Annotated in this window: 29 protein-coding genes; 7 read left to right on the forward strand and 22 right to left on the reverse strand. The window is 52.3% G+C overall.

Annotated elements, in window-relative coordinates:
- Nucleotides 1–99: 99 nt before the first annotated feature.
- Together AWM72_RS03840 and AWM72_RS03845 are read left to right on the forward strand one after the other, a co-directional pair.
- Nucleotides 100–981, forward strand: a complete 882-nt coding sequence (locus AWM72_RS03840) for a formylglycine-generating enzyme family protein (protein WP_230080839.1) — start codon at nucleotides 100–102, stop codon at nucleotides 979–981.
- An 18-nt stretch (nucleotides 982–999) separates the two neighbouring features.
- A complete protein-coding gene (locus tag AWM72_RS03845) occupies nucleotides 1,000–1,782 on the forward strand; it encodes a sulfite exporter TauE/SafE family protein (protein ID WP_067973452.1) in 783 nt (260 codons plus the stop codon).
- Between the two features lie 313 nt (nucleotides 1,783–2,095).
- Here the strand turns inward: AWM72_RS03845 and AWM72_RS03850 are convergent, their stop codons facing one another.
- The 8 genes from AWM72_RS03850 to AWM72_RS09395 all read right to left on the reverse strand — a co-directional run bounded on the left by AWM72_RS03850 (nucleotide 2,096) and on the right by AWM72_RS09395 (nucleotide 5,545).
- Nucleotides 2,096–2,785, reverse strand: coding sequence for a DUF3800 domain-containing protein (locus AWM72_RS03850; RefSeq protein ID WP_067973455.1), 690 nt, complete (start codon nucleotides 2,783–2,785; stop codon nucleotides 2,096–2,098).
- Nucleotides 2,786–2,796: 11 nt separating this feature from the next.
- Entirely contained in the window at nucleotides 2,797–2,973 is a 177-nt protein-coding gene (locus tag AWM72_RS09380) for a hypothetical protein (RefSeq protein WP_158444740.1), read from the reverse strand.
- A gap of 60 nt (nucleotides 2,974–3,033) precedes the next feature.
- Nucleotides 3,034–3,711 carry a class I SAM-dependent methyltransferase gene (locus AWM72_RS03855; protein ID WP_067973459.1) on the reverse strand — a complete coding sequence of 226 codons (678 nt, stop codon included), beginning with the start codon at nucleotides 3,709–3,711 and terminating at the stop codon, nucleotides 3,034–3,036.
- A 670-nt stretch (nucleotides 3,712–4,381) separates the two neighbouring features.
- Complete coding sequence (locus AWM72_RS09385) at nucleotides 4,382–4,546, reverse strand: hypothetical protein (RefSeq protein ID WP_158444742.1); 165 nt, start codon at nucleotides 4,544–4,546, stop codon at nucleotides 4,382–4,384.
- An 80-nt stretch (nucleotides 4,547–4,626) separates the two neighbouring features.
- Entirely contained in the window at nucleotides 4,627–4,788 is a 162-nt protein-coding gene (locus AWM72_RS09390) for a hypothetical protein (protein WP_158444744.1), read from the reverse strand.
- 10 nt (nucleotides 4,789–4,798) lie between these two features.
- Nucleotides 4,799–5,011 (reverse strand): hypothetical protein, encoded by a 213-nt coding sequence (locus tag AWM72_RS03860; RefSeq protein WP_067973460.1) that lies wholly within the window; start codon nucleotides 5,009–5,011, stop codon nucleotides 4,799–4,801.
- 34 nt (nucleotides 5,012–5,045) lie between these two features.
- On the reverse strand, nucleotides 5,046–5,330 hold the full coding sequence (locus tag AWM72_RS03865; RefSeq protein WP_067973462.1) for a hypothetical protein: 285 nt from the start codon (nucleotides 5,328–5,330) through the stop codon (nucleotides 5,046–5,048).
- Nucleotides 5,331–5,386: 56 nt separating this feature from the next.
- Entirely contained in the window at nucleotides 5,387–5,545 is a 159-nt protein-coding gene (locus tag AWM72_RS09395) for a hypothetical protein (protein ID WP_158444746.1), read from the reverse strand.
- Nucleotides 5,546–6,154: 609 nt separating this feature from the next.
- Here AWM72_RS09395 and AWM72_RS03870 point away from each other — a divergent pair.
- Together AWM72_RS03870 and AWM72_RS03875 are read left to right on the forward strand one after the other, a co-directional pair.
- On the forward strand, nucleotides 6,155–7,087 hold the full coding sequence (locus AWM72_RS03870) for a GHKL domain-containing protein (RefSeq protein WP_158444748.1): 933 nt from the start codon (nucleotides 6,155–6,157) through the stop codon (nucleotides 7,085–7,087).
- Between the two features lie 15 nt (nucleotides 7,088–7,102).
- A complete protein-coding gene (locus AWM72_RS03875; RefSeq protein WP_067973468.1) occupies nucleotides 7,103–7,867 on the forward strand; it encodes a LytR/AlgR family response regulator transcription factor in 765 nt (254 codons plus the stop codon).
- A 135-nt stretch (nucleotides 7,868–8,002) separates the two neighbouring features.
- On the opposite strand, the gene AWM72_RS09620 is transcribed toward AWM72_RS03875, so the two are convergent.
- Both AWM72_RS09620 and AWM72_RS03880 read right to left on the reverse strand, forming a co-directional pair.
- Nucleotides 8,003–8,134 (reverse strand): hypothetical protein, encoded by a 132-nt coding sequence (locus AWM72_RS09620; RefSeq protein ID WP_256364772.1) that lies wholly within the window; start codon nucleotides 8,132–8,134, stop codon nucleotides 8,003–8,005.
- A 209-nt stretch (nucleotides 8,135–8,343) separates the two neighbouring features.
- The gene (locus AWM72_RS03880) at nucleotides 8,344–9,285 is read right to left on the reverse strand and encodes a 2-keto-3-deoxygluconate permease (protein ID WP_067973472.1); all 942 of its coding nucleotides are present in this window, start codon (nucleotides 9,283–9,285) and stop codon (nucleotides 8,344–8,346) included.
- A 267-nt stretch (nucleotides 9,286–9,552) separates the two neighbouring features.
- Between AWM72_RS03880 and metE the strand changes: the two genes are divergently transcribed.
- Together metE and metF are read left to right on the forward strand one after the other, a co-directional pair.
- Nucleotides 9,553–11,832, forward strand: coding sequence for a 5-methyltetrahydropteroyltriglutamate--homocysteine S-methyltransferase (gene metE / locus AWM72_RS03885; RefSeq protein WP_067973475.1), 2,280 nt, complete (start codon nucleotides 9,553–9,555; stop codon nucleotides 11,830–11,832).
- Nucleotides 11,810–12,664 carry a methylenetetrahydrofolate reductase [NAD(P)H] gene (metF, locus tag AWM72_RS03890; RefSeq protein ID WP_067973479.1) on the forward strand — a complete coding sequence of 285 codons (855 nt, stop codon included), beginning with the start codon at nucleotides 11,810–11,812 and terminating at the stop codon, nucleotides 12,662–12,664. The genes metE and metF overlap by 23 nt, the downstream gene beginning before the upstream one ends.
- 562 nt (nucleotides 12,665–13,226) lie before the next feature.
- Here metF and purB read toward each other — a convergent pair.
- From purB to purE, 12 genes are read right to left on the reverse strand one after another with little or no spacing between them, the layout of a single operon-like run.
- Nucleotides 13,227–14,519 carry an adenylosuccinate lyase gene (purB, locus tag AWM72_RS03895; RefSeq protein WP_067973483.1) on the reverse strand — a complete coding sequence of 431 codons (1,293 nt, stop codon included), beginning with the start codon at nucleotides 14,517–14,519 and terminating at the stop codon, nucleotides 13,227–13,229.
- Nucleotides 14,516–15,802 carry a phosphoribosylamine--glycine ligase gene (purD, locus tag AWM72_RS03900; RefSeq protein ID WP_067973486.1) on the reverse strand — a complete coding sequence of 429 codons (1,287 nt, stop codon included), beginning with the start codon at nucleotides 15,800–15,802 and terminating at the stop codon, nucleotides 14,516–14,518. Before purD ends, purB begins: the two co-directional genes overlap by 4 nt.
- A gap of 9 nt (nucleotides 15,803–15,811) precedes the next feature.
- Nucleotides 15,812–17,365 (reverse strand): bifunctional phosphoribosylaminoimidazolecarboxamide formyltransferase/IMP cyclohydrolase, encoded by a 1,554-nt coding sequence (purH, locus tag AWM72_RS03905; protein ID WP_067973488.1) that lies wholly within the window; start codon nucleotides 17,363–17,365, stop codon nucleotides 15,812–15,814.
- Nucleotides 17,358–17,930, reverse strand: a complete 573-nt coding sequence (gene purN / locus AWM72_RS03910) for a phosphoribosylglycinamide formyltransferase (protein ID WP_067973490.1) — start codon at nucleotides 17,928–17,930, stop codon at nucleotides 17,358–17,360. The genes purH and purN overlap by 8 nt, the downstream gene beginning before the upstream one ends.
- A gap of 10 nt (nucleotides 17,931–17,940) precedes the next feature.
- The gene (gene purM, locus AWM72_RS03915) at nucleotides 17,941–18,978 is read right to left on the reverse strand and encodes a phosphoribosylformylglycinamidine cyclo-ligase (protein ID WP_067973506.1); all 1,038 of its coding nucleotides are present in this window, start codon (nucleotides 18,976–18,978) and stop codon (nucleotides 17,941–17,943) included.
- Nucleotides 18,971–20,401, reverse strand: a complete 1,431-nt coding sequence (gene purF / locus AWM72_RS03920) for an amidophosphoribosyltransferase (protein ID WP_372595701.1) — start codon at nucleotides 20,399–20,401, stop codon at nucleotides 18,971–18,973. The genes purM and purF overlap by 8 nt, the downstream gene beginning before the upstream one ends.
- A gap of 50 nt (nucleotides 20,402–20,451) precedes the next feature.
- Nucleotides 20,452–22,680, reverse strand: coding sequence for a phosphoribosylformylglycinamidine synthase subunit PurL (gene purL / locus AWM72_RS03925; protein WP_067973510.1), 2,229 nt, complete (start codon nucleotides 22,678–22,680; stop codon nucleotides 20,452–20,454).
- Nucleotides 22,680–23,366 (reverse strand): phosphoribosylformylglycinamidine synthase subunit PurQ, encoded by a 687-nt coding sequence (gene purQ, locus AWM72_RS03930; RefSeq protein WP_067973513.1) that lies wholly within the window; start codon nucleotides 23,364–23,366, stop codon nucleotides 22,680–22,682. Before purQ ends, purL begins: the two co-directional genes overlap by 1 nt.
- Nucleotides 23,367–23,368: 2 nt before the next feature.
- Complete coding sequence (gene purS / locus AWM72_RS03935; protein ID WP_067973516.1) at nucleotides 23,369–23,614, reverse strand: phosphoribosylformylglycinamidine synthase subunit PurS; 246 nt, start codon at nucleotides 23,612–23,614, stop codon at nucleotides 23,369–23,371.
- A gap of 19 nt (nucleotides 23,615–23,633) precedes the next feature.
- Nucleotides 23,634–24,353, reverse strand: a complete 720-nt coding sequence (purC, locus tag AWM72_RS03940) for a phosphoribosylaminoimidazolesuccinocarboxamide synthase (RefSeq protein ID WP_067973519.1) — start codon at nucleotides 24,351–24,353, stop codon at nucleotides 23,634–23,636.
- A gap of 3 nt (nucleotides 24,354–24,356) precedes the next feature.
- The gene (gene purK / locus AWM72_RS03945) at nucleotides 24,357–25,484 is read right to left on the reverse strand and encodes a 5-(carboxyamino)imidazole ribonucleotide synthase (RefSeq protein ID WP_067973523.1); all 1,128 of its coding nucleotides are present in this window, start codon (nucleotides 25,482–25,484) and stop codon (nucleotides 24,357–24,359) included.
- Nucleotides 25,477–25,962 (reverse strand): 5-(carboxyamino)imidazole ribonucleotide mutase, encoded by a 486-nt coding sequence (gene purE, locus AWM72_RS03950; protein WP_067976554.1) that lies wholly within the window; start codon nucleotides 25,960–25,962, stop codon nucleotides 25,477–25,479. Before purE ends, purK begins: the two co-directional genes overlap by 8 nt.
- A gap of 302 nt (nucleotides 25,963–26,264) precedes the next feature.
- Between purE and AWM72_RS03955 the strand changes: the two genes are divergently transcribed.
- Complete coding sequence (locus AWM72_RS03955) at nucleotides 26,265–26,600, forward strand: hypothetical protein (protein WP_067973526.1); 336 nt, start codon at nucleotides 26,265–26,267, stop codon at nucleotides 26,598–26,600.
- The last annotated feature ends 122 nt before the right edge of the window (nucleotides 26,601–26,722 follow it).

Raw genomic sequence — 26,722 nt, forward strand, 5'->3', positions numbered from 1 at the left:
AGGTCAATCCTTTCTCGATCTTTAAGCCTAAAAAAATGCGATAGGATGGAAGTATGTTATAGTTAGATTAGATAATTATCATGAAAAAGGAGGACCTCCATGTCTTATGAACTGATTTCAATTGAAGGCGGCACTTTCCGCATGGGGAGCGACCAGAAGTCTTGTGGTTTCGATCGGGACCAGGAAGGCCCCAGTGTCGAGCTGGAAGTAGCTGATTTCGCTATGGGTGCCCAAACGGTGACCAACCGTGACTTCCAGGCCTTCTTCCTGGATACCGCCTATGTTACCGATGCTGAGCGTTATGGCTCGTCCAATGTCTTCTTCCTCCTCATCGATGAAGACAAGCGCGACGACTATCCCTTAACCGCCGGCACGGACTGGTGGCACGAGGTGGCGGGCGCTTCTTGGCGGCAACCGGAAGGCCCAGGTTCAACGCTAGAAGGGCGGATGGACCACCCCGTTGTCCACGTCTCCCACAACGATGCCCTGGCCTATTGCCAGTGGGCGGGACTCCGATTGCCTAGTGAATCAGAATGGGAATACGCTGCCCAAGCTGGCCACCGGGACGGCCGCATCTATCCTTGGGGCAATGAGCTCGAAGCAGACGGCAAGCACTGGGCCAATGTCTGGCAGGGTGACTTCCCCAACGAGAACACGGCCGCAGACGGCTATGTCGGGACTGCCCCTGCTAAAGCCTATGCGCCCAACGACTACGGCCTCTACCAGATGATCGGTAATGTCTGGGAATGGTGCAGCAATCCTGGCCGCATCCCCCTGACCCAGTTCCAGGATAAAACCGCTGAGGACTGGGCTAAGGCCTACTCTGGCTATGACCGAGCCACCGACTTCGCCCTCAGAGGGGGGTCTTTCCTCTGCCACCATTCCTACTGCCAACGCTACCGGATTGCTGGCCGCAACGCCAACAATGCCCTCTCCAGCACCTCCAACACGGGCTTCCGCTGTGCTCAATCCCGCGCTTAAGATAGAAAGAAGGTTTTTATGCTTTATCTCTTATATTTTATCGTTATCCTCTTCTCCAATACGGTAGGGGCCGTCTCAGGTATGGGAGGCGGCGTGATCATTAAACCCGCCCTGGATGCGATCGGTGCCCACCCCCTCAATGTGATTGGCTTCTTCTCCAGCGCTGCCGTCTTCACCATGTCCATTGTTTCCATCATCAAACAAGTGCGCGGTGGCTTCCAGATCTCCTGGCAGCGCCTCCTCGCCATTGCCTTCGGGTCCATTATCGGCGGTCGCTTAGGGGACACCATCTTCAACATCCTCATGTCCCTCTACAATAACCCCGATAAGGTCCAACTGATCCAAATTATCATTACCATCATCACCCTGGGCCTCTCCATCTGGTACACCTATGACCCCAGCCGCAAGCAACTCCGCTTGGCTGGCCTCTTCAGCTTCTTCCTCGCCTCCCTGGCCCTGGGCGTCCTCTCGACCCTGCTCGGCATCGGTGGTGGCCCCATGAACGTGGCCCTCTTCATCGCCCTCTTCGGCGCCTCAACCAAGCAAGCCACAGTCTACTCCATCATCACTATCTTCTTCTCCCAGCTCTCCAAACTCACCAGCATCGTCCTGGCCGGCAGTGTCGCAGCGGGCTCAACCAGCTTCCTCCTCGTCATCCTTCCCGCTGCCGTTATCGGAGGCTATATTGGGTCTGCCCTCAACCAGCGCATGACCAACAAGGCCGTCAACCGGACCTACCTCATCATCACGGCCTCCGTCATCCTCCTCAATATCGTCAACGGCGTACGACTATTCCTATAAAAATAAAGCATCCCAAAAGCTGGCGCAAGCTGCTAGCTTTTGGGATGGTTTTTATTTTTATCTTATTTCAGACGCTATTAAAAGTTAATCCTAATAGCCATTATATAATTTATTTGCAATCTACTTCTGAGCAGAAGTGGAGCGTTGAAGTTGGCCCTTAGCCATGAAAAAGCAAGCGATGTGAATTAGGGATAGTAGGCGCCAGCCGTACTAGCCCTTTGAAGCTCGCTAGGTGAGGGGCCTTGACCCGAACCGGTGCCATGGCTTTTTAAGGGTCAAATTCAAAAGCGCAGCGGATGCTCAGCAATACCATTTATTCAAATAAACTCAATTCACTCTTACCTCGCGGGAAGAAGCGCGTTTTGCCGATGCGGCAGAGTTTGAGGAGGGCTTGGTTGTCGGGATTGGACTTGCCATGGGCTTCGCTGCGGCAGACCCGGAAGACGGTGTTGGCGAAGATATCCGCGACTTGGATCATGTTCTCATCTTGGGAGTCCTTGTACTCGACATGGACATCGTGGAGCCAGCGCTTTTCGATGGTCATGATAATCTGCAGGTATTCCTCCAGTGAATTCAGCGACCGCAAGGCCTGGTTGCGGTTATCGATCATCATCTGCAGGTTTTCTTTTTCATTTTGGCGGTGGCCCGCAATTTCCTTGATGGCCAAGCCAACGAAATAATTGAAGGTCAGAGAGGGTTTACGCAGGAGATTGGGGTAGACTTGAAAATTATCGATCACCAAATAGTGGAAGACCGCATCTGTCTCATCCCGCAGGGCCTTGAAGATCTGCGCCTTCATCCCATCCGGCATATTGGACCCCTTGATCTCTTCATCGGCGGTCTTTTTCGACTGGGACTTATCCAGATAGGACTGCTTATTGCGGCGAAAGATCTCTGCGACATGGTCGGGACGGTCGGTCTGCACAAAGGCCATAACAAAATAACGACCGTCTGGGTTCTTTTTGCGGTTGATCGACCCTGATTCATCGACAAATAGTTGCATCCTGGTCCCTCCTAGTCCAAGCGATTCTTCAAGTCAATCCGCATGGCGTAGAAGTCGCCATGGAGGGCTGCTTGTTGGTGGATGACCTCTAAGAGCCGGAAGACTTCCCCCGCATTCCCTCTCAGGGTCACGCAATCATCAGCCTCTGACAAGTCATAAGGGATGCCGGACGATTCGATCCGGTCCAAGAAGTAGGCACGCTGCTGGCTCAGGTCCTGGTCTTCTTCCGCGACCAGGGTCAGCTTGGCTTAGACCCGGTCCGCCTTCTCGAAGAGGACACAAGCAAAACTTGCGGCCCGGCCCTTCTCCGACAGGCTCATCTCCAAGTCACTAGACAGCTTAGCCGGATCCGAATTAGGGAGGACAAAGAGGCCCTCCGCCGTATCCACCAGGTTAGTTTCATCCAAGCTTCTCAAGTCTGTCAAATCACGAAAATGCGCCTGGCTGTAGATGTCCCCACCCTTACTGGCATAGGCTTGACCCCAAGCCCCAGACTTGGTAATGGATCCCAGTAAGATCTGGCCACCCGGCTTCACCACCCGGCGGAATTCCCGGTAGAGGGCGTCCAGGTCCTCCACGAATTCAATGGCAGTCATGGACAGAACGGCATCGAAAGAATTATCCTCAAAGGCCAGGTCCTGCATGTCCATCAGCTGGAAGTCTACCTCCAAGTTCTCCGCTTGAACATTCGCCTCCGCCTGGTCCAACATGCCCTGGGAAATATCGATCCCCACAACCTCTGCCCCGTGCTTGGCCAATTTGATACTGTAATTCCCAGTCCCACAGCCCGCATCGAGGACTCGCATGCCTGGCTGGACTGTCAACAAGGAAAAGGCCAGGTCGGTCTCTACCTTATCCACAAATTTCCCCATGGGCTTATCGTACCATCGATCATAATCCTTGGCTTGGTCATCAAAAATTGCCATCAAAACCCCTTCTTTCTACCTACTGCAGTCGGATTCGAGGATGCAGGAAGGGCTCCTCTTCACCAAAATCCGCCGAAGACCTCCAGTCTTCTTTGGCTTTTGGCTCCAGAGGTCTCTTTCTCCCGCTAGCCCTCACACCCTTTCCTAGTCGGGTTCGCAAGAGCAAACTTGAAGTGACTTCACCCAATCGAAACGATCGGCTACAGCCGCTCTTTTTCGTTTGGGCTCCAGTCATTCAAGTCTAAGCAGTCTTGCTCACACCCTTTATAGACTTTGCTTAAATCTATCATAGCGGAACCTATACTAACAATTCAAGCCAGAGGATGCAAGGGGGATAGGAAAATAAAAGTGCTCTGTGACTAATTAAATCGATGAGCATCCGTTCTGCTTTTGAATTTGGTCCTTAAAAAGCCACGGCACCGGCTCGAGCCAAGGTCTCTCGCCTAGCAAGACTTAAACGGCTAGTACGGCTAAAAGATTAGCCTACTAGCCGTAATTCGCTTTGCTTGCTTTTTCGTGGCTAAGGACCAACTTCAACGCTCCACTCCTGCTCACGCTTATCTAACAAAAAACACTTTTAATTATTCGGCATAAAAATATCAGCACTCATAAAAGTACAAAAAGCTCCCGCGCTGAGGAGCTTCTTGTTTTCTTACACTAAACGATACTACTATTCAAAAGGATTGATCTGCTCATAAGAGTCGTAACCTGCCTGGTAGGACGCTTTATACTCATCAAAGTTATTATAAAGGTCTACGCCAAAGGACAAGAGACCCATCACAACCAAAGCAATCAATAGCTTAATCAGGAGTGAATTTCTTTCTTCGGCTTTCATAAGACACCTCCTCATTCTGACAACAAGTTGTCTTTGAGCAAGAATTTAAAGACTAGCCAGTCCCAGCTAGGGGCCTTCCCCTAGTCAAAAGGACTGATCTGCTCATAAGAGTCATAGCCTGCCTGGTAGGCTTCCCGGTAGGTATCGCCATTCCGGTAAAGATCGACACCTATACAGACCAAGGCCAGGACAATGAGAACCATAATAAACTTAGCTAGAGGACTGACTTTTTTATCTGTCATCATACACCTCCTAGGCCCTGTGAGCCTGCCGCCAACGACGATAGCGGAGACTAATTTCCAAGGCTAAAGCCACAAAAAAGATAAAAGTTAAGATGGATTTGTAATCTTCCCAAACAAGCAGGGGGTCGCTCTTGGAAAGATAAGAGGTCACAATTTGAATGGTCAAGGCAGCTAGCCCGGCATCAAATAGGATTCTTATTTGCTTCTTACGGTCTTCAGGCATCTGTGGCACCACCTCCTTTAATAGGTTCAAAAGCTTACAAGGAAAGCCCCCATAAGTTATTGCCTAATTGCTTGTGGTCCAGAAGCTTACGCCAGAGCTCTTTCTCCTCTGCAGAGAATTCTAGCTTCTCCGAGCTCTTGACAATCGGAGCTTTTTCTAGGAATTGTTGGATTTGACCCGTTAAGGCCACTCCCTCTGCTTCTTTGACTTCATCTAAACTTTCCCGAACAAAACGTGTTGTCCGAGCCTCAGGATGGTTGGCTTCCAAGCTTTGGACCAAATCCTCCAAGCTCTCAGTGAATGATTGTTTTAAATCCATAATGGGCCTTCCTTTCTCAGTAAGCGTATCAACAATAAATCTTTCATCACCTTTATCTAGTCGGTAGATTCCGGTACCACGCGGGTACTTTGGTAACCTTCCACTAAAGCATCGAAATTGCGGTATAAATCAGCTCCTAGGCATAAAATCGCTAAGACAATTAAAAACAGGATAAATCGTTTCAATCCATTGTGCTTGTCATCCTTTGTCCCCATTCGACTACCTCCTTTTGCTGTGACAAAGTTAGCCAAAAACTTATTATTTTTGTTGGCTTTGCACCTGAATCTTACAATCCTAGTATAGCAAAAAACTATGTTAGCGTTTTAAATTCATCATATCTGGTCGTTTTTTCATCATATCCGGTTCTTTTGAACTTATTTATAGCATTAATTGACTTTTATTTAAGATTTCCTTATGATAAATGTACATTAATTCACTAGATGGGAGTGACTACTATCCCTTATTATTTAGCACTTCTCAACGCGACGATACAAGCTATTTTGTATACGTCTTTGCCTATTTTTTCTTTGAAGACTAACCATCCTTTGACCAAGACACTCATGGTTAGTTTCACCTATCTATTCTTTCAAGGCATGCTAAGGGAATTAGTTCATTTCCAATCCTTGGCCACGGTTCTTGTCATTCTTTTTCTCTTCTTTCTTCTGCAAAAAAATTCAGAGAACGATTACTTACTTCTAAATTTTTTATTATTAAATCATATTTTCCATGCGATGGTCAGGTTAGCTTGCTTTGCTCTTCCCATGAACCTGCTTCAAATCGAAGGCACAGATTTATTTCTAAGCTTTTGGTTCTTAGAAATAGGGGTGACTTGGGCTAGTTATTACCATATTCGTCAAGATGGCAGTCTTTTTCGACTCTTTAAGGGAATTTTTAACGATCGAATATTCACGATTCCTCTCTTATGTTTTATTGGTCTGACCATTCTCTCTGACTTCTTTTACCAAAATCCCAACTTATCTTATGCCAAGGTCTTAATGGGCCTGCTCACTTTCATGGCCTTTCAACTCTTACTCGCCCTCCTCCTCGCCTTCCTCTACTACCGGCGCAAGATAGCGGACCAGGCGGCTGAGTCCCAGGCCTTGCGAACGGAAGACTTGGCCCTCTACCTGGACCGCTTGAAAGATAATCAGAACAGTATTCGAAAGATCCGCCACGACCTCAATGACCTCTTGTCCTTGTCCCAATTGATGGTCCGCGACCAGGACTTCGACCACTTGGCAGACTACCTAGACAAGTTGTCGACCTATGTGAAAGAAGAGATGCCCCAGGAGACTTCATCCAACCTGGCCGACCTCCAGCAGATTGAAGACCAGGACCTGCGCTATCTCCTCATGTCCAAGCTCTTGGAGTGGGAGAAGGCGGGGATTCCCTACCACTTCGAATGCTTCTATCCTCTGAAGACTCTGCCGATCAACAGCTTCGACCTCATGCGCTGTCTGGCGATCCTGCTTAATAATGCCTCTGAAGGCCGGCAAGCGGCGCGTCCCAGCCATGAAGAGATGATCGACATCCTCATGCTGGCCGATGACCAGGGTCTGGAGATCCAGGTGACCAATCCCAGTCCTGCGATTACAGTCCAGGAAGCCAAGCAGACCGGCTTTTCTACCAAGGAGGGCCATCGCGGACTAGGCCTGACCAACCTGGAAGAGATCCTCAGCGCCTATCCCAATGCCCTCCTCAACTTGACCTATCAGGAGGGCCGCTTCCATGCCCAACTCTACCTGACCTATCTCTAGAAAGGAGGCCCAGCTATGCACCCCGTTTATCTCTTAGAGGATAATCCCAGCCAGCTCCAAGCCATCACAGGCATCATCGAAGACTACATCCTCTTCCATGACGCCAGCTTCTACTTGGCCAAGGCCAGCAGTGACCCCCAAGCCATTGTGGCGGCTTTCCCCGACCAGCCTAGCCAACCAGGCCTCTACTTCCTAGACATCGAAATCGAGGGCCAGGCAGAAGGTCTAGCCCTGGCCCAAGAGATCAAGCACTTAGACCCCTTCGGACGGATTGCCTTCATCACCGCCCACCCCTCCTATGCGCCCCTGACCCTCAAACACCACCTGGAGCCCCTGGCCTATATCCACAAAGAAGATTTCGACAGCTTGCGCCAAGAGATCATCATCTGCTTCGAGCTCTTCTACCAGCGCCTCTATCCTGGCCAGGAAACAAAGACGCCCAACATCCAAATTAAGTCGGGCTCACAAACCTATCTCGTCGACCCAAAAGACCTCTTCAGTATCCAAACCACCCAGAAGCCCCATATCCTAGAGTTCACTACCCGGTCCAGCACCCTACAAAGCTACGGTGCCCTCAAAGACTTCGACCAACTTCCCGGCTTCTTCCGCCTCTCCCAGTCCGCCCTCGTCAACCTAGACTTAGTCGACCAGGTCGCCCCGCTTAAACGCCGGGTAACCCTAAGCAACGGCCAAGTCTTCAGCTTCTCCCGCAAGTACAGAGCGAGCCTCAACCAAGCCCTGGCTGAGCGGAAAGCTCGGTCTGACCAAAAAGACAATTAAAAATCCGTCACTTGCCCTTCTTATTAGGCTGTGACGGATTTTTTAATAAGAAAAAGCCCCTAGCTAGGAGGAGCTTTTGGAAAATATATTACGTTTTCGGCACTGAGCTTTGGGGTCTATGTGAGTGGATAGCCTCTAAAGCGAATTAAAGCCTGCTTCTAAACCTGCCACAATCGCATCCAAGTTGGAGATAATGGCCAGGGCAAAGACTAAGAAAAGAGCTGCAAGCCCTACACTTATTAAGCAATCTTTTTCTTTAACTGTCATGTTGATTCCTCCTCTCACTAGCTTATGATTAGAAGTGGTTAGCTTGCTTCTTTTAAACCGTCTCCTGATCGTTAAGATTAGTTTATCACCAAAAATGAGTAAATACTTAAATTCATCATATGTGGTCGTTTTTTCATCATATTTGGTAATTTTTCCCTAATATAAAATCCGTCACCTGCCATTCTTAAATGGTGTGACGGATTTTCTTTTTATTCAGCTTCTTTTTTCTGGAGGTGGTTGACCCAGCGTTCGGTCAACACAGGGCTGAGGAAACTGAGGATGACGACGGAGGCGAGGATCTGAGAGACAGCGGCGGTCTGATAATCTAAGAGTTGGGGATAGGTGGTTGCGAGGACGACGGGTACGGAGGTCGACAGGCCGGCCACATTGAGCATGGCCAGGCCAGCTGTCCCATCATTGCCCAGGATCTTGTAGTCAACCAGGAAGAGGGGCGACATGAAGATGATGACCATCAGGGTTAGAAGGATGCCGGTTGGTCCAGCTTTGATGGCTTCTAAGACATTGGTCCCCTGGCCAATCGACCAGCCCAGCCAAGGGATCAAGACATTGAGTCCCGGCCCAAAGAGTTCCGCAAACTGTTTATCGAGATTCCCCAAGATAATCCCTAGGAGCATCGGAAGGAGGGTTGAAATCACCGGCATCCAGTCGAAGCCCCCGCTGGAGTAGACCAAGCCGAAAATAATCATCGGGAAGAGGGGGATACAGAAGAGACTGGTTAGGCCGAAAGCGTAAGGGTCATCTTCATTGCCATAGTCTTCACTGATGGAGAGATAGATGGCTGGGTTAATACTCAAGAGGGCGGTCGCTACCGCAATAGCTGGCATTCCCCAGATACCGCCATCGCCAAAGAAACGCAGGTAGGCAATAGTAACCAGGAAGGCGATCCCCAGCTTAACGAGAAAGAGAATCCCCTGGCGCTTGAGAACTCGGACCAAGCGTTTGAGGTCAATCCCCACTCCCGAACAGAAGCAGAGCAAGCCAATAATAAAACCCTGGCCTTCCCCAGCTAAGAGGGACTGGCTGATCCCTCCGATCTTAAAGAGATTGGGCCACAAGGTATACAGAACCATCGAGATAAACATGGGGACGAGAAAAGTCCCTGCCGGTATCTTTTTAATTTTTTCTAACATAGGCGCTCCTTTTAAAGTCTGTTCATGCGAATGCTGGGCCAAAGCGAGCCGAATGCTCACAAATACTTACTCATATTTTATCAAAAAATAGGCTATATACGAAATGATAAGGCCATTCTATCTCTTAAACCCCAGCCCTATCCATAGCGACTGGCTATTCTTCTTGATTCAAAGTGCGTATTACCGCTCAGTCTGCCCCCTCTGCTATACTTAAGCCATTCAAAAATGTACTTCCCCCATTATTAAAAGCAAAAAGGAGCCAGTCTTATGCAAACATCAATTATCGGTTACCCGCGCATCGGGGCCCTCAGAGAACTCAAATTCCAAACTGAAAAATACTTCCGTCATGAAATTAGCGAGGCCGACCTCCAGGAGACGGCCCGGCAGATTCGCCAGGACCAGTGGCTCAAGCAGAAGGCGAGCGGCTTGGACTTCATCCCATCCAATGACTTCTCCTTCTACGATGGCTTCCTAGATACGGCGGTCCTCTTCAACATCGTGCCCAAGCGCTACCAGGACCTCCAAGTCTCTGACCTAGACAGCTACTTCGCCCAGGCCCGGGGCTACCAGGGAGAAGCGGGCGACGTTAAGGCCCTGGCCATGAAGAAGTGGTTCAACACCAACTACCACTACATGGTCGCCGAGATTGAGGACGATACCGTGGTCAAGCTGGCCAACAGCCGGGTGGTCGACCACTACCGGGAAGCCAAGGCCCTGGGCGTTGAGACCCAGCCTAGCCTCATTGGTCCCTTCACCCTGCTCAAGAAGCTCCGCTATCTGGGCCAGAAGACCGCCCAAGACTTCAAGGCAGACCTCAGCCAAGCCTATAGCCAACTCCTCCAAACTTTAGCAGCTGAGGGCGTGTCCTGGGTCCAGCTGGATGAACCCGACCTTGTCTATGACCTTAGCGTGGAAGATATCCAACTCTTCCAAGACCTCTACCAAGCCATCCTCCCCAAGAAGGGAGCGGTCAAGGTCCTCCTCCAAACTTACTTCGGAGACATCCGCGACATCTACCAGGAAGTCATTGCCCTCGACTTCGACGGCATCGGCTTAGACTTCCTAGAAGGCCGGAAGACCCTAGAACTCGTCGAAAAATATGGTTTTCCAAGCGACAAGCTCCTCTTTGCGGGCTTGGTCAATGGGAAGAACATCTGGCGCAACCACTACCAGGAGACCTTGGACTTGGTGGACCGCTTAGAAGCTCAAGGGATTGCCCTGGTCTTGAATAGCTCCTGCTCCCTCCTCCATGTGCCTTATCGTTTGGCCCCAGAAGAGCAATTGAAGGCCGACTACAAGGCCCACTTCGCCTTCGCTGAAGAGAAACTCCAAGAGCTCCAAGAACTCAAGCACCTAGCTGGAAGCGACCGTCAGGCTGAGCCCGCCTACCAAGCCAACCAGGCCCTTTTTGCCCACCGGCCGGATGCCGACGATGCTAAGGTCCAGGCCCGGGTCCAAGGGATTGAAGAAGCGCTCTTCAACCGCCAGCCAGCTTTTGCGGAACGGGAAGCCCTGCAGAAGGCAGCTTTCAACCTGCCCCTCTTACCAACGACCACCATCGGCTCCTTCCCCCAAACTAAGGAAGTGAAGAAGAACCGGTCCGACTTCAAGAAGGGGCTCATCAGCCGGGAAGCCTATGAAGACTTCAACCGCCAAGCTATCGATGACTGCCTCCGCCGCCAAGAGGAGATTGGCCTCGATGTCCTGGTCCACGGGGAATTCGAACGCAATGACATGGTGGAATACTTCGGGGAACGGCTCCAGGGCTATCTCTTCACCCAGTATGCCTGGGTCCAGTCTTACGGGACTCGCTGTGTGAAGCCACCGATTATCTGGGGCGACATCTCCCGTCCCCAAGCCATGACCGTCCCTTGGTCAACCTATGCCCAGAGTCGGACCGAGCACCTGGTCAAGGGCATGTTAACCGGTCCTGTAACCATCCTCAATTGGTCCTTCCCACGTGAAGATATCTCCTTGAAGACCTCAACCTACCAGATTGCCCTGGCCATCCGCGATGAAGTCCTGGACCTGGAAGCCCAGGGGATCCGCATCATCCAGATCGATGAAGCGGCCCTGCGCGAGAAGCTCCCCCTCCGCCAAACGGACTGGTACAGTCAATACCTCGACTGGGCCATCCCCGCCTTCCGCCTGGTACACAGCGGCGTCCAAGCGACCACCCAAATCCACACCCACATGTGCTATAGCGAGTTTACCGATATTATTCCCGCCATCGACCAGATGGATGCCGACGTGATCAGCTTCGAAGCTTCGCGCTCCGACCTCGAAATTCTCGATAGCCTCAAAGCCCAAAACTTCCAGACCGAAGTTGGCCCCGGCGTTTACGATATCCACTCCCCTCGTGTCCCTTCCGTCGATGAAATCAAAACCAGCATTAGAAAGATCTTGGACAAGGTCGCCATCCAGAAAGTCTGGATCAATCCTGACTGCGGTCTGAAGACACGCGGTTGGGAGGAAACTAGCGCATCCCTCAAGCACCTGGTCCAAGCTACAGAGGAAATCCGCCATGAAAACGAAAGAACTTTTTAAAGAAAAAACCGTCTTCTCCTATGAGGTCTTCCCACCCAAGAAGACCTCTGGACCCCAAAGTATCTATAAAACCTTAGAAGAACTCAAAAGCCTATCCCCCGACTGTATCAGCGTCACTTACGGCGCTGGGGGCGGGGACAACAATGACGAGAGTTTCAAGATAGCTCAGACTATCAAGGGCTACGGCATTGAAAGCATCGCCCACCTGCCCTGCATCGGGATGACCAAGGCCGACCTGGAAGAGAAGTTGGAAGAACTCCAGGCCCTTCAAGTGGAAAATATCCTGGCCCTGCGCGGGGACCTGCCGGCTGACGACTATGCGCCCGGTGACTTCAGCTATGCCTCTGACATGGTCCGCTTCATCAAGGACAAGGGGGACTTCAACGTTGTCGCTGCCTGCTATCCCGAAGGCCATATCGACTGCAAGGACAAGGTCCAAGACATCAAGCACCTCAAGACCAAGGTCGATGCCGGCGTGGACCAGCTCATCACCCAGCTCTTCCTCGACAACAACGACTTCTACGCCTTCCGCGAACGCTGCGAACTGGCTGATATCAACGTCCCTATTGAAGCCGGGATCATGCCGGTGGTCAACAAGCGGCAGATCGAGCGGATGACCAGTCTCTGCGGGGTCAAGCTCCCTGACAAGTTTGTCAAGATGATGGACCGCTACCAAGACAAGCCTGTCGCCATGCGCGACGCCGGTATTGCCTACGCCGTCAACCAAATCGTCGACCTCATCAGCCAGGGTGTCGACGGCATCCACCTCTACACCATGAACAACCCCTATATCGCCAAAAAAATCCACGAAGCTGTCCATAATCTCCTCTAAAAAAAGCGCCACTTCCTCGCGACCTGAAAGGGTCAGGGAACTGGCGCTTTTGCTTTAGATGTCTTTGCCGAACTTTTTGAAGATAAATTTAAAGACAAAGTAGAAACAAAGGTAAATAATAAAGAAACTAAAAAACTTCTCCCAGTAACTCGTCAACTGGAAATAATCTTGAACTAGACCATTGGCTATAAAAGTACAAAAGGATACGATAAAAAAGAAGATAAAGTACATGAGCTAAGTCTCCCTCCCAAAGAAAATCCTGGCTTCAAGCCTATCCTAGCAGATAAGCCAGCTCATAACAAGCCAAGCTTGAATCTATTCGCTAGCTTTAGGTCCCAGCTAGATGCCGAAAGCTTAAATTAAGAGCTAGCTGCTTCAAGATCCCAGATAGCTGACTGGACTGATTATTAATAGACCACTACTTTCCATATCCATTAATCTTGAGCAGAAACGGAACGAATGCGATTTGATTGATATTCTTGTCATTTACAGACTCCGACAAAAAAGCCTGGGAGGTCCACCTGCCAGGCTGCTTTGCATATATAGATTCCAGTTCCTACCATTATATACCCAAACGTTCAAAGATTTCATCCACCCGTTGGAGGTGGTAGTGGTAGTCGAAAGCATCATCGATCTCTTCAGGACTGAGGAGGTCAGTGATCTCTTCATTGCCTTCGACGAGTTCGCGGAAGTCGCGCTGGTCGTCCCAGGACTGGGCGGTCAGGGGTTGAACCAGGTCATAGGCGGCTTCGCGGGATAGTCCTTGGTCCACCAGCTTGAGAAGTAAGCGCTGGCTGTAGATCAAGCCGTGAGTGGCCTGCATGTTCCGCAACATATTGTCTGGGAAAACCGTTAAGTCTTCCACAATCTTCCCGAAGCGGCGGATCATGTAATTGACTAGGATGGTGGTATCAGAGAGGATAATCCGCTCCGCGCTGGAATGGGAGATATCCCGCTCATGCCAGAGGGAGACGTTCTCGTAAGCCGTTACCACATGGCCCCGGCAGACCCGAGCTAGGCCAGTCACATTTTCGCTGGAAATGGGGTTACGCTTATGGGGCATGGCGCTGGATCCTTTTTGACCCTTGGCGAAGTATTCTTCCACTTCCCGGGTTTCTGACTTCTGGAGATGGCGGATTTCCGTAGCCATGTTTTCAATGGAAGTGGCGATCAAAGCCAAACAGGCAATATATTCGGCGTGGAGGTCGCGAGGTAAAACTTGGGTAGAAATTTCCTGGGCGCGGATGCCTAAATGGTCGCAGACATAGGCTTCGACGGCAGTTGGCACATTAGCGAAGGTCCCCACAGCTCCGGAAATCTTCCCGGCTTCAACACCCTTCGCCGCATGGTCAAAGCGGTCGATCTGGCGCTTGATTTCCGAATAATAGCGGGCCATCTTCAAGCCAAAGGTCGTCGGTTCGGCATGAACGCCATGGGTCCGGCCCATGCAGACGGTGTGCTTGTATTTTTGGGCTTTCTTTTTCAGGATCTCAAGGAACCAAACCAAATCTTGACGGATAATGTCATTGGCCTGCTTGAGCTGGTAGCCTTGAGCGGTGTCCACCACATCAGTCGAAGTGAGGCCATAGTGGACCCACTTGCGCTCTTCGCCTAGGGATTCAGACACACAGCGGGTGAAGGCCACCACATCGTGCCGGGTTTGGGCTTCGATTTCTTGGATGCGGTCGACATCGAAGCTTGCCTTGGCACGGATTTTTTTAACATCCTCTTGGGGAATTTCGCCAAGCTCAGCCCAGGCTTCGGCTGCTAGGATTTCAACTTCTAGCCAGCATTTGTAGCGGTTATCATCGGACCAAACTCGGGCCATTTCGGGACGGGTATAGCGTGGAATCATGAAATCTTTTCCTCCTTAGGCTGGGTGATGGCTTGGCCACCAATGTCGTGACGGTAGAAGGTCTGTGGGATGGGGTGTTGGTCGAGTAAGGCATAGACTCGCTCAGCAGCTTGGGTCAGATCTCTTCCCTGGGCCACGGCCATGAGGATGCGGCCACCCTGAGCGGTCAAGTGACCTGACTTTTCGCCCACTCCTGCATAGATTAGAGAAATTTCTGAGGGACAAGCTTGAACGAGAGGGGTCAGGTCCATCCCCTTGGCATAGGGCGTCGGATAACCTTCCGCTGCCAGGACCACCCCCAGGCTAGGCCCTGTCTCATTCAAGGTCAACTGGGCAGGCTGGCCCTCCAAGAGCTGGTCAATGGTCTCAGCGAAATCGTCTCCCAACAAGGGCATGAGGATCTGGGTTTCGGGATCGCCAAAGCGAGTATTGAATTCAATCACCTTAGGCCCCTCAGCCGTCAGCATGAGCCCGGTATAGAGAACACCGCTATAGGGATGTCCCGCCGCTTCCATAGCCTGGAGCAAGGGATCGACAATCGTGCGGACCACTTCTTGGTAGAGGGCTTCGCTCACAAAAGGCACCGGCGCATAGGCCCCCATCCCACCCGTATTAGGACCGCGGTCCTGGTCATAGGCCCGCTTGTGGTCTTGGGCAGTGGGCAGGTGGAGGACCTGGCCATCATGGACCAAGCTAAAGAAGGAAAATTCTGGGCCAGTCAAACACTCTTCCACCACGACCTGGGATTGGCTCCCATAGCGCTTGTCCTCCAAGATATCGGCCAAGGCGGCTTCGGCTGACGCTAGGTCCTGGGCAATGACCACACCTTTACCGGCAGCTGGCCCATCCGCCTTGATGACCAAGGGAAATGACGCCGCTTGGATATAGGCCTGGGCCGTTGGAAAGTCTGTAAAAACCTGGTAGTGGGCTGTGGGAATCCCGTTCTCAACCAAGATCTCCTTGGCAAATTTCTTGGAAGATTCCAAGCGAGCTGCTGCCTGGCTGGGGCCAAAAATTTTTTGCCCCGCAGCCCGAAAGCGGTCCACGATGCCCAAGAAAAGGGGGAGCTCAGGGCCAACAAAGGTCCAGTCAATCTCGGTCGCTTGGGCCCAAGCCAAAAGCTCATCAACCTGGTCAACAGCTAGGGGGACTAATTTGATCCCATCACTTGCCATACCTGGATTACCGGGTGCGCAATAGACCTGGTCCACCTGGTCACTCTGCATAAATTTGCGGGCTAGGGCGTGTTCACGGCCGCCCCCACCAATCACTAATACTTTCATTCCAACCTCCTAGTGTCTAAAGTGTCTCCGGCCCGTTTTCAACATGGGTATCTGGGCCGCATCGGTCACTGCAATGGAATCGTCATCGTGGATGGAACCTGCGGGCTGGACGATCGCCTTGATGCCATGAGAGACCGCATATTCAGCCGTATCGGCCATGGGCAGGTAGGCATCACTGGCGAGGACCATATTCGACCGGTCCACCCCATGGGGATTAGCCAGGGCTTCTTGGATGGCCAATTCGCAGGCCCCCACCCGGTTCATCTGGCCAGCTCCAATCCCTAGACTCTGCACATCATTAGCCACCACAATGGCATTGGATTTCACGTGTTTGACCAACTTCCAAGCTAATTCCAAGGCCTGGTCCTGTTTGGGGTCAGCTGCTATCTGACCCATGGCTGGCCAGTCGGAAGCGTGGACCGCTTGGGGAATGTCCTGGTCTTGGACCAAAAGCCCCCCCATCACCGACACATATTCCTTAGCTGGAGCAGGACTCTGATCGAAGTGGTCCAGGGCCAAGAGGCGTAAGTTTTTCTTGCTTGCCAGTAGGTCTAGGGCTTCGGCATCAAAAGAGGGCGCAATCACAATCTCTAAGAAAATCGGCTGGAGGGCTTCAGCCAAAGCCCGGGTCACCGGCCGGTTGACAACCACAACCCCCCCGTAGATGGACTGGGAATCGGCTTCATAACAGCGCTGGAAGGCGAGTTCAATGGTCTCGCCTAAACCCATGCCACAGGGGTTCATGTGTTTGACCGCAATGACAGCGGGGACTTGGAATTCCGCAATCATCCGCAGAGCGGCATCGGCGTCCTTAATATTATTGTAGGAGAGGGCCTTACCTTGGAGCTGTTGAGCTTGGACCAGGCTATAGGACGGAGCTAGGGGCTCTTGGTAGAAGGCAGCAGCTTGGTGGCTGTTCTCCCCATAGCGGAGCTCTTGTTTGAGGTCATAGGTCAAAGTAAGCTTTTCCGGTTCGCTTTCGCCGACAAAGTTCGTCAGGTACTGGGCAATCAGGGCATCGTACTGGGCCGTTTGTCGGAAGACCTTAGCCGCCAAGTGAGCCCTCAAGTCCAGGCTGGTCTGGCCCTCAGCCGCGACTTCCTTTTGGACCCGGTCATAGTCAGCGGGGTCGGTAAGGACAGTCACCGACTGGTAGTTCTTGGCCGCACTCCGCAGCATGGAGGGGCCACCGATGTCAATGTTTTCAATCAGGTCGGCGTGGCTCGCATGGGCCTGGGCCAGGGTCGCCTTGAAGGGGTAGAGGTTGACCACCACATAGTCGATGGCTTCAATCCCATGGTCGGCCAAGGCTTGAAGGTGGCTGGCCTGGTCGCGACGGGCGAGGAGGCCCCCATGGATCTTAGGGTGGAGGGTCTTGACCCGGCCATCCAGAATTTCCGGGAAGCCAGTCACTTCCTCCACAGCCGTCGCTGGAACCCCCGCCTCATTGAGGGCTCGGAGGGTTCCCCCCGTCGAAATAATGTCAATCCCTTGGTCGGCTAAAAATTGGGCAAAAGCAACAATTCCGGTCTTATCTGACACACTGATTAAGGCTCTAGGCATTTTCTCTTCCTTTCAATTGACGAATAACAGCTGGATAAACTTGGTGTTCCAGGTCATGGATGCGCGCTTCCAGGTCGGCCAAAGTCTCCCCCGGTCGGATGGCTAGGCTGGCTTGGCGGATAATCTCCCCGCTGTCAATGCCTGCATCCACATAATGGACGGTCACCCCGGTCTGCTCCACCCCCGCTTCATAGGCCTCACGAATGCCGTGACGCCCAGGAAAGGCTGGGAGAAGAGACGGATGAATATTAATAATGGCTTGGGGGTAGGCTTGGAGCAGGGGGGCATGGAGGACCCGCATGTAGCCAGCTAAAACGACCAACTCGATGGCTTCTTCCTGGCAGATTTGAAGCAAGGCTTCTTCATAGGCTTGGCGGCTCGGGAAGTCTTGGGGACTGAACTGGTAGGTCTTAATCCCTAAGTCCTGGGCGCGCTCTAGGGCATAAGCCCCCGCTTGGTCCGAGAAGAGAAAGACAATCTCAATCCCTTCCTGACCCTTTGAAAAAGCTTGGGCCAAGGCCTGGAAGTTGGACCCATTACCGGATGCAAAGACAGCACAACGCATAAAGACCTCCTTAGCGAATCTGGATGGCTCGGTCATCATCCTCGACAACCTGGCCGATAACATAAGCGGTTTCTCCGGCATCCTCTAAGGCAGCTAAGACCGCATCACGTTCGTTAGGGGCCACCGCTGCCACCATGCCGATTCCCATATTGAAGATTTCGTAAAGATCGGCTTCAGAAATTTGACCATAGTGGGCCAGGGCCTTGAAAATATCTAAGACAGGCCAGGTCCCCCGGTCGATCTGGGCACAGAGCCCTTCAGGCAGCATGCGGGGAATATTTTCGACAAAGCCGCCCCCTGTAATATGGGCCAGGCCATGGATTTTCCCTGTTCGTACCAGGGGTAGGAGGGACGCCACATAGATCCGGGTCGGCTTGAGCAATTCCTCTCCCAGGCTGGCAGCTTGGGGTAATAAATCTAAGGGAGCGTCGAGTGCGAAGTCATGGTCCTTGAAGAAGACCTTGCGCACCAGGGAATAACCATTGGAATGGAGGCCTGAAGAAGCTAGGCCAATAAGGATATCCCCTGCTTGGACGTCACTTTTTTGGATCAGGGTCTTGCGGTCAGCTAAGCCCACCGCAAAGCCGGCCAAGTCAAAGTCGTCCCCGGTGTACATGTCCGGCATCTCGGCCGTCTCTCCGCCGATCAGGGCTGCACCAGCTTCTTGGCAGCCCGTGCAGACCCCCTTGACAATGGCTTCGATAATCGCCGGATCGTTCTTGGCCACGGCTAGGTAATCGAGGAAGAAGAGGGGCTCCGCTCCCTGGGCCAGGATATCGTTGACGCACATGGCCACGCAATCGATCCCAATTTGGTCGTAGACCTGGGCTTGGATGGCGAGCAGGAGCTTGGTCCCTACCCCATCTGTTCCTGAGACGAGGACGGGATCTTGGTAGTTAAAATCTTTCAAAGCGAAGGCAGCCCCGAATCCCCCTAGTTGGCTGAGGACTTCTGGACGCTGGGTTTTTCGGACATGTTTGGCCATGCGGCGGACGGCTTCATAGCCTGCGGTCACATCCACACCGGCTTGGCTGTAGGCATTATCCATGCTTTTCCTCCCTTTCTTCTAAGGCGCGGTAGTATTCTTCGGCATAGTCATAGAGGCCGGTCGGGTAGTCGCCGTTAAAGTAGGCCATGCAGAGACCCCCGTAAGGTGCATGGCTTTCTAGACCAATCCCTTCCATCAGACCTTCCTCACTGAGAAAAGCCAGGGAGTCGGCCCCTATCAAGTCGCAGATCTCATCCACGTCATGGTTGGCAGCGATCAATTCGCGGGTCGTTGAAATATCAATCCCGTAGAAACAAGGGTACTTAAGGGGCGGACAGGCAATCCGGACATGGACTTCCTTGGCGCCTGCCTCGCGCAAGAGGCTGACGATCCGCTTGGAAGTCGTCCCCCGCACAATGGAGTCATCCACCATGACCACCCGCTTGCCTTCCAGCAATTTACGGACGGCCGATAATTTCATACGGACTCCGCGCTCCCGCTCTTCCTGGCTGGGCTGGATAAAGGTCCGGCCCACATACTGGTTCTTCACCAGGGCCATTTCATTGGGGAGCTGGGCCGCTTCCGCATAACCGCTAGCCGCTGATAGAGAGGAATTGGGGACGCCGACCACGAAATCAGCCCCTGGCGCTGGCGCTTCCTGGGCCAGGCGCGCCCCGCATTGCTTGCGAGCTGTGTGCACATTAATGTCATGGATAGTAGAATCCGGACGGGCAAAATAAATATATTCCATGGAACAAATGGCCTGTTGACGGTCCGCCGTATAGTATTGGCGCTGAATGCCCTGGCTGTCGATAACAATGAGCTCACCCGGTTGGACATCGAAGAGGGCTTCTGCCCCAATTTGGTCCAGGGCGCAGGACTCGCTGGCCATGGCATAAGAGCCATTCGCCAATTGACCGACAACCAGAGGCCGGAAGCCATTAGGGTCACAGGCCCCAATCAAGGCTTGGTCGGTCAGCAAGATATAGGTAAAGCCTCCCTTGATTTGGTTCAGGGCGTCCTTGACTTGGTCCAAGAACTTATCTTCCTGGCTGTGGCGGATTAAGTGCATGAGGACCTCACTATCCGAAGTGGACCGGAAGATTGCCCCCTTCTTTTCCAAGTCCCGGCGCAGGGCCCGGCCATTGACCAGGTTGCCATTGTGGGCCAGGGCCATGTCCCCCGCTTCAAAATGGAAGAGGAAGGGCTGGATATTGTGGAGGGAGTGCTCGCCTGACGTGGCATAGCGCACATGTCCCAGGGCAGCCCGGCCTTGGAGATAGTCGAATTGGTCCTTGGCCTTAAAGATTTCACTGACTAGGCCCAGGCCCCGGATATCCTTCATCTGTCCCTGGCTGTCCAGTGCGGTAATCCCCGCTCCTTCCTGGCCCCGGTGTTGGAGGGCCATGAGTCCGTAGAAGACCAGGCGGGAAGCCTGGCTGTGGTTCCAGATTCCAATCAAGCCGCATTCTTCATGGGGCAGGTCATAGTGGGCCTCATCAATATAGGTAGACAGGTAGTCCCCTTCAGAAACTATTTGCTTGTGGCATTCAGTTGACACGTTAAGGCCCCTTCCCATAGTGCTTGTAATTCTTCGACATCGGCTTCAATTTGCCCATCATCAGCTGTTAGGCGGTAGCTGGCTTCGGTCGTCACCCGACCTAATAAGTTAAATGTGTCGCCAAAGTCAGCTTCAAAAGCCGCCTGTTTATCGGGATGCACACTGACAATAAAGCGCGACTGGTTTTCGCTGAAGACTTGGCGGATGGGGCCTGGATAAGTCGCTTCTAGGCCCAATCCGGTCTTAAAGGCAGACTCCGCTAAAGCGACAGCCAAGCCCCCCTCGCTCAGGTCGTGGGCAGAGGCCAGGTAGCCTGCTTGGATGGCCTTGAGAACCGCTTCTTGGTTGGCAGCTTCTTGGTCGAGGTCGAAGTCAAAGAGTTGGCCCGAAATTTGGCCGATCTCTAAGTACTGGAGCTCAGACCCGTTGAAGGCATCACTGGTCACCCCGATGCTGTAGATCAGGTCCCCAGCCTGCTTGAAGCTTTGCGTGGTGATTTCTGAAAGATCCCGGATTAAACCGACCATGCCAATCATCGGCGTTGGGTAAATGGCTTGGCCATTGCTTTCATTATTTAAGGAAACATTGCCTGAAATCACTGGCGTCTTGAGCTGGCGGCAGGCTTGGGCGATGCCAGCAGCGGACTGGGCGAGTTCATAGAAGATTTCCGGATCTTCTGGGTTGCCGTAGTTCAAGCAGTCCGTGATGGCGAGGGGTTGGCCCCCGCTAGCGACGATATTGCGGGCTGCTTCACTGACCGCCATTTGGCCCCCGCGTTCAGGATCTAGGTAAATATAGCGGGCATTGCAGTCGGTCGTCATGGCGAGGGCTTTTTGGGTGCCACGGATGCGGAGAACAGCGGCATCGCTCCCCGGTCCTTGGACGGTTGAGGTCCGGACCATGCTGTCATAGCTTTCATAGACCGACCGTTTGGAGGCGATGGTCCCCTGTTGGAGGAGGGCTTCCAAGGTCGCTTTGGCATCAGTGAATTGGGGCTGGTATTGGCTAGCGGTCGCTTGGGCTAAACGCTCAGGCCGCTTTCCTTGGCGCTGGTATTCAGGAGCTGATTCAGCTAAGGCATCCACCGGCACATTGGCTACTTCTTGGCCCTGGTGGAAGAGCCGGTAGCGGCCATCATCCGTTACTTCGCCGATCTTAACCGCATGGAGCTTGTACTTGTCGAAGATGGCTTGAATCTTGGCTTCCTTGCCCTTCTTCACACAGAGGAGCATCCTTTCCTGGGACTCGGACAGCATCATTTCGTAAGGGGTCATATCTTTTTCGCGTTGGGGAACTTGGTCGAGGTTGAGGCGGAGTCCTGTTCCTGCCTTGGAGGCCATTTCAGAGCTTGAAGACACCAGACCTGCCGCCCCCATATCCTGGATGCCGACCAATTCGTCCTGGCAAGTTTGGATCACTTCCAGGCAGGCTTCCAGGAGGAGTTTCTCCATAAAGGGATCGCCCACTTGGACAGCTGACCGTTGACTCTCGTGCTCATCGCTAAATTCCGCACTGGCGAAGGTAGCTCCGTGGATGCCGTCCCGACCCGTCTTAGCCCCGACATAGAGGATGGTATTACCGACGCCGGCTGCCCGGCCCTTTTGGATATCTTTTTGGTCCATGAGGCCGACACACATCACATTGACTAGGGGGTTGCCGCGGTAGCAATTATCGAAGGCGATCTCGCCTCCCACCGTCGGAATACCGATACAGTTGCCGTAACCCGCAATCCCGTTGATCACTTCTTGGTAGATGTACTTGGTCCGGGCATCATCTAATTCACCGAAGCGCAAAGAATCCAAAACAGCGATGGGGCGAGCCCCCATACTGAAGATATCGCGGATAATCCCGCCGACCCCAGTGGCCGCCCCTTCATAGGGTTCAACCGCTGAGGGGTGGTTGTGGCTCTCAGCCTTGAAGACCACGGCCTGACCATCGCCAATATCCACAATCCCGGCTCCCTCACCTGGCCCTTGGAGAACCTGGGGCCCTTCAGAAGGGAAGGTCCGCAAGATTGGCTTGGTGTTCTTGTAGGAGCAGTGTTCACTCCACATGACCGAGAAGAGGCCGGTCTCTGTGTAATTGGGCAGGCGGCCGAGGATCTTATCCCGGATCAAGGCATACTCCTCATCCGTCAAGCCCCATTCTTGGTAGATCTTCTGCTCTTGGATTGCTTCTGCTGTCAGTTCTTGTGTCGCCATTAAGCTTGCCCTCCTAAGTTCTTCTCATAAGTGTCCCGCATCGATTCAAAAACCCGCAGGCCGTCAACGCCGCCAATCAAGGCCTCTACCGCCCTTTCTGGATGGGGCATGAGGCCGATCACATTGCCCGCCTGGTTGCAGATCCCCGCAATATTAGCCGTTGACCCATTCGGATTGTCCCCCGCATAGGTAAAAACAATCTGCTGGTTGGCGCGCAATTCCTCTAAGGTAGCTGGATCGCAGTAATAATTGCCTTCGCCATGGGCAATGGGCAGGCTGATTGCTTCCCCAGCTTGGTAGCGGCTAGTGAAGGCCGTCTGGTTGTTTTCCACCTTTAAGGTTTGGTGCTTGCAAACAAAGTGGAGGTCGCGGTTGCGCAAGAAGGCCCCAGGCAAGAGCCCCGCCTCACAGAGAATCTGAAAACCATTGCAGGTCCCTAAGACTAACTTGCCTGATTCTGCGAAAGCTTTTAAGGCTGTCATAATAGGGGTAAAACGAGCGATGGCCCCAGAGCGCAAGTAGTCGCCAAAGGAAAAGCCGCCCGGTACCATGACTGCATCATAGCCCGACAAGTCGCTGGCGTCAGAAGAGACAAAGGCCACCTCTTCACCCAGGATGTCCCGGATGGCGTGGAACATATCCTCGTCGCAATTGGAACCTGGAAATTGAATCACAGCAAAGTTCATGCTTAAGCCTCCTTAATCGTATAGCGGTAAGCTTCCATGGTGACATTGGCCAAGAGTTTGTCGCAGATGGCTTCAACGGTTGCTTGGACATCGGCGACATCCTTAGAGATTTCCAGTTCAAAGTACTTGCCCTGGCGGACGCTTTCCACTTCGCGATAGCCCATCTGGTTGACGGCTTCTTGGATCGCTTCGCCTTGGGGATCTAAGATCGATTCCTTATAGGTTACAAAAATTTCTACTTGATACATCATGGTCCTCCTTGTGGTCTTAAGCTTGGGTCACGGCTTCGAGTCGGCTGAGTACCGCTTCATAGAAAGGAATCATATCCCCTTCATCGTTGCGGAAGATGTCTTTGTCAAAGGATTCTTTTGTTTCTATATCCCAGAGTCGGGCATTGTCTGGAGAAAATTCGTCAGCAAGCACAATTGCTCCATCGGCTGTGCGGCCGAATTCGAGCTTGAAATCAACTAGGATGAGCCCAGCTTGCTTGAATAAATCAACTAAAAGGGCATTAATCTGCCGGGTCAACCGCTTAATCTCTTGGAGCTCTCCTTCCGTCGCAGCTTGGAGGAAGCGGATATTTTCATCATTGATAAAGGGGTCATTCAAGGCGTCGGCCTTGTAGAAGAATTCTAGGACCCCACCTGGAATTTCGGTTCCCTTGTCGACACCGAGCCGCTTGACAAAGCTCCCGGCGGCATAATTGCGGAAGACGACTTCTAGGGGGAACATGTCGGCTGCCTTAACCAATTCTTCACGAGCATTTAGGACTTCCACCAGGTGGGTTGGAATGCCCCGGTCGGCTAAATAAGTGAAGATCAACTGGGTGATGGCTTGGTTGAGGGCACCCTTACCAGGGATTTCTTCCTTCTTGGCCCCGTTGCCTGCTGTGGCCTGGTTCTTGTAAACCATCTTGAGAATGCCGGCTTGGTCCGTTTGGTAGAGGTCCTTAGCCTTACCGGAATAGATTAAGTGCTTATCAGTCATTACTTATCCTCGCTTCCAAATTTGTGTCGCTTTAATTTCTTTTAGACTTTGATCGGTATCATCTGTCAAGAGGGTCAAGTGACCCATCTTGCGGTTCACTTTGGCCTGGTCTTTGCCGTAGAGGTGGGGGTGCCAGTGGCTGGCCTGGTCCAAGGCTTCCTCGAAAGCGGCTAGGTCTTGGCCGAGAACATTGACCATGAGTGCGGGCTGGAGGAGCCGGGGCTTGGGCAGGTCCCAGTTGCAGATGGCCCGGATATGGAGATCGAACTGGGAGAAGTCACACGCTTCAATGGTATAGTGGCCGCTATTATGCGGACGAGGAGCCAGTTCATTGATCAAAATTTTCCCATCTGCCGTTAGGAACATCTCAATCCCTAGCGTGCCGACCAAGTGGCCAGCCCGCGCAATCTGCCGGGCGACCCGATCCGCCTTAGCCTGGAGCTCTGCTGAAATCCTGGCCGGTACGATAGATTCAAAGAGAATATTGTCAGAGTGAATATTCTCGGCCACCGGGAAGGTCACCAGGTCTCCGCCCGGCTTGCCCACTGCCATAACGGACAATTCCTTGGTGAAGGGCACCCAAGCTTCCAAGATGCAGACCTGGTCCTTTATGAGTTCTGCCGCCTGGTCGATATCTTGGACTGAACGGAAAACCTGCTGGCCCTTGCCGTCATAGCCGAAACGGGTCGTCTTCAAAACAGCGGGATAGCCTAATTGGTCCAGGCCTGCTTCTAAATCAGCCAGGCTAGCTACCCGGCAATAAGGCGCCACTTGGGCCCCAGCCGCTTGGAGGAAGGCCTTCTCCGTCAAACGGTCCTGAGTCTTTGCCAAAAGCTCGGTGCCCTGGGGCAGGTAGACCCGGTCCCCCAAGGCTTGGAGGCTGTCGGTATCAATATTTTCAAATTCAAAGGTCAAGACATCGCAGGCATCCGCAAAGGCGGCTAGGGCTTCCCGGTCATCATAGGCCTTCTGGTAGTGGAAGTCCGACACCTGGGCAGCCGAACAATTAGCCCCTGGATCGAGGATGCCGACCTTAAAGCCCATAGCCTTGGCAGACTGGGCCAGCATATGTCCCAGCTGACCACCGCCGATAATTCCAATCGTTTGTCCCGGTAAGATGGTCTTAGTCAAGTTGGTCACCACTTTCTTTAGCAGCCTGGCGCATGGCTTGGCGGTAGGCTGTCAGACGGTCAACCAAGTCACGGTCCTGGAGGCTGAGAATCTGGACAGCCAGGAGTCCCGCATTCTTAGCGCCTGATGTCCCAATAGCCGTTGTCGCCACCGGCACCCCCCCTGGCATCTGCACAATAGAGAGGAGGGAATCCCAGCCACTCAAGGCCCGAGACTGAACAGGGACCCCAATTACCGGTAGGGTCGTCTTAGCAGCTAGCATACCTGGCAGGTGGGCCGCCCCACCTGCTCCCGCAATTATCACTTGGATGCCTCGTGCCCGCGCAGATTCGCTAAAGGCGAACATTTCATCCGGCATCCGGTGGGCTGAAATTACCCGCTTTTCATAAGCAATCCCAAATTGATCCAAAACCCGGCAGGCTTCACGCATGGTCTCCCAATCGGATTTTGATCCCATAATCACTGCAACATCTGGCATTTCCATAACCCCTTTCCTTTTCCCTAATACTATAACACAAGAAAATAGCTAATAACATACATTATCCTATTTTATTTTATAATTGTTCGTGTTTTGTTGTATAAACGGACCTTTTAACCGTTTATTCTTTTAATACTATCAAGAAAACGAATTATGCAGAGATTGGCTTTTTAGGGATCGCTGTTAGGAAGACAATCCCTTCCGCTTTTGAACTTAATCGTTAAATGTTCAATGAAATTATATTTTGTAGTATTTATAAATAAAAAGAATATAATATAAATGAAGAAAGAAGATGACCTAAGATGAAAAAGCAAGCTCTGATGACAAAGGATGAAAGCCAAGTCCTCTTCGATTTGATTGCAGGGGTCTATAATTGCAAGAAAATTTCTTTTCCCGACCAGACGAAGGAGGCTCTCCTAGAAGCCGTACAGGTCATCCAGGAAAACAAGAATATTGACCAGGCCCTTGTACTGACCTACAATACCTTGAAAAAGTTTTCTGCCAAAGAGCGGCTGGAGATTCCAGAAGTCAAGCACTTGACTGATTTTGTCCAAGATTTCTTCTACAAACACCAAGGAAAAAAATTGAGGAATTTCTATACAGCTTATGGGGCCATGAGCGGTCCATTGATTTTTTAGCTCGTGCTTGGAAGCCACAGTTGAGAGGATTGATTGTGGCTTCAAGCTTGCTAGCCCACAATCGAAGCCTCTATTTGTGACTTCAATTTTGCCAATCCACAATCCAGGCCTCTGTTTGTGGA

The sequence above is a fragment of the Aerococcus sanguinicola genome, assembly GCF_001543145.1.
In the GTDB taxonomy this organism is placed as follows: domain Bacteria; phylum Bacillota; class Bacilli; order Lactobacillales; family Aerococcaceae; genus Aerococcus; species Aerococcus sanguinicola.

Bases quoted from the DNA above. Each gene is read 5' to 3' on its own strand.
- AWM72_RS03840 (WP_230080839.1), top strand. From the start codon at position 100: ATGTCTTATGAACTGATTTCAATTGAAGGCGGCACTTTCCGCATGGGG.
- AWM72_RS03845 (WP_067973452.1), top strand. From the start codon at position 1,000: ATGCTTTATCTCTTATATTTTATCGTTATCCTCTTCTCCAATACGGTA.
- AWM72_RS03850 (WP_067973455.1), bottom strand. From the start codon at position 2,785: ATGCAACTATTTGTCGATGAATCAGGGTCGATCAACCGCAAAAAGAAC.
- AWM72_RS03855 (WP_067973459.1), bottom strand. From the start codon at position 3,711: ATGGCAATTTTTGATGACCAAGCCAAGGATTATGATCGATGGTACGAT.
- AWM72_RS09385 (WP_158444742.1), bottom strand. From the start codon at position 4,546: ATGAAAGCCGAAGAAAGAAATTCACTCCTGATTAAGCTATTGATTGCT.
- AWM72_RS09390 (WP_158444744.1), bottom strand. From the start codon at position 4,788: ATGACAGATAAAAAAGTCAGTCCTCTAGCTAAGTTTATTATGGTTCTC.
- AWM72_RS03860 (WP_067973460.1), bottom strand. From the start codon at position 5,011: ATGCCTGAAGACCGTAAGAAGCAAATAAGAATCCTATTTGATGCCGGG.
- AWM72_RS03865 (WP_067973462.1), bottom strand. From the start codon at position 5,330: ATGGATTTAAAACAATCATTCACTGAGAGCTTGGAGGATTTGGTCCAA.
- AWM72_RS09395 (WP_158444746.1), bottom strand. From the start codon at position 5,545: ATGGGGACAAAGGATGACAAGCACAATGGATTGAAACGATTTATCCTG.
- AWM72_RS03875 (WP_067973468.1), top strand. From the start codon at position 7,103: ATGCACCCCGTTTATCTCTTAGAGGATAATCCCAGCCAGCTCCAAGCC.
- AWM72_RS09620 (WP_256364772.1), bottom strand. From the start codon at position 8,134: ATGACAGTTAAAGAAAAAGATTGCTTAATAAGTGTAGGGCTTGCAGCT.
- AWM72_RS03880 (WP_067973472.1), bottom strand. From the start codon at position 9,285: ATGTTAGAAAAAATTAAAAAGATACCGGCAGGGACTTTTCTCGTCCCC.
- metE (WP_067973475.1), top strand. From the start codon at position 9,553: ATGCAAACATCAATTATCGGTTACCCGCGCATCGGGGCCCTCAGAGAA.
- metF (WP_067973479.1), top strand. From the start codon at position 11,810: ATGAAAACGAAAGAACTTTTTAAAGAAAAAACCGTCTTCTCCTATGAG.
- purB (WP_067973483.1), bottom strand. From the start codon at position 14,519: ATGATTCCACGCTATACCCGTCCCGAAATGGCCCGAGTTTGGTCCGAT.
- purD (WP_067973486.1), bottom strand. From the start codon at position 15,802: ATGAAAGTATTAGTGATTGGTGGGGGCGGCCGTGAACACGCCCTAGCC.
- purH (WP_067973488.1), bottom strand. From the start codon at position 17,365: ATGCCTAGAGCCTTAATCAGTGTGTCAGATAAGACCGGAATTGTTGCT.
- purN (WP_067973490.1), bottom strand. From the start codon at position 17,930: ATGCGTTGTGCTGTCTTTGCATCCGGTAATGGGTCCAACTTCCAGGCC.
- purM (WP_067973506.1), bottom strand. From the start codon at position 18,978: ATGGATAATGCCTACAGCCAAGCCGGTGTGGATGTGACCGCAGGCTAT.
- purL (WP_067973510.1), bottom strand. From the start codon at position 22,680: ATGGCGACACAAGAACTGACAGCAGAAGCAATCCAAGAGCAGAAGATC.
- purQ (WP_067973513.1), bottom strand. From the start codon at position 23,366: ATGAACTTTGCTGTGATTCAATTTCCAGGTTCCAATTGCGACGAGGAT.
- purS (WP_067973516.1), bottom strand. From the start codon at position 23,614: ATGTATCAAGTAGAAATTTTTGTAACCTATAAGGAATCGATCTTAGAT.
- purC (WP_067973519.1), bottom strand. From the start codon at position 24,353: ATGACTGATAAGCACTTAATCTATTCCGGTAAGGCTAAGGACCTCTAC.
- purE (WP_067976554.1), bottom strand. From the start codon at position 25,962: ATGCCAGATGTTGCAGTGATTATGGGATCAAAATCCGATTGGGAGACC.
- AWM72_RS03955 (WP_067973526.1), top strand. From the start codon at position 26,265: ATGAAAAAGCAAGCTCTGATGACAAAGGATGAAAGCCAAGTCCTCTTC.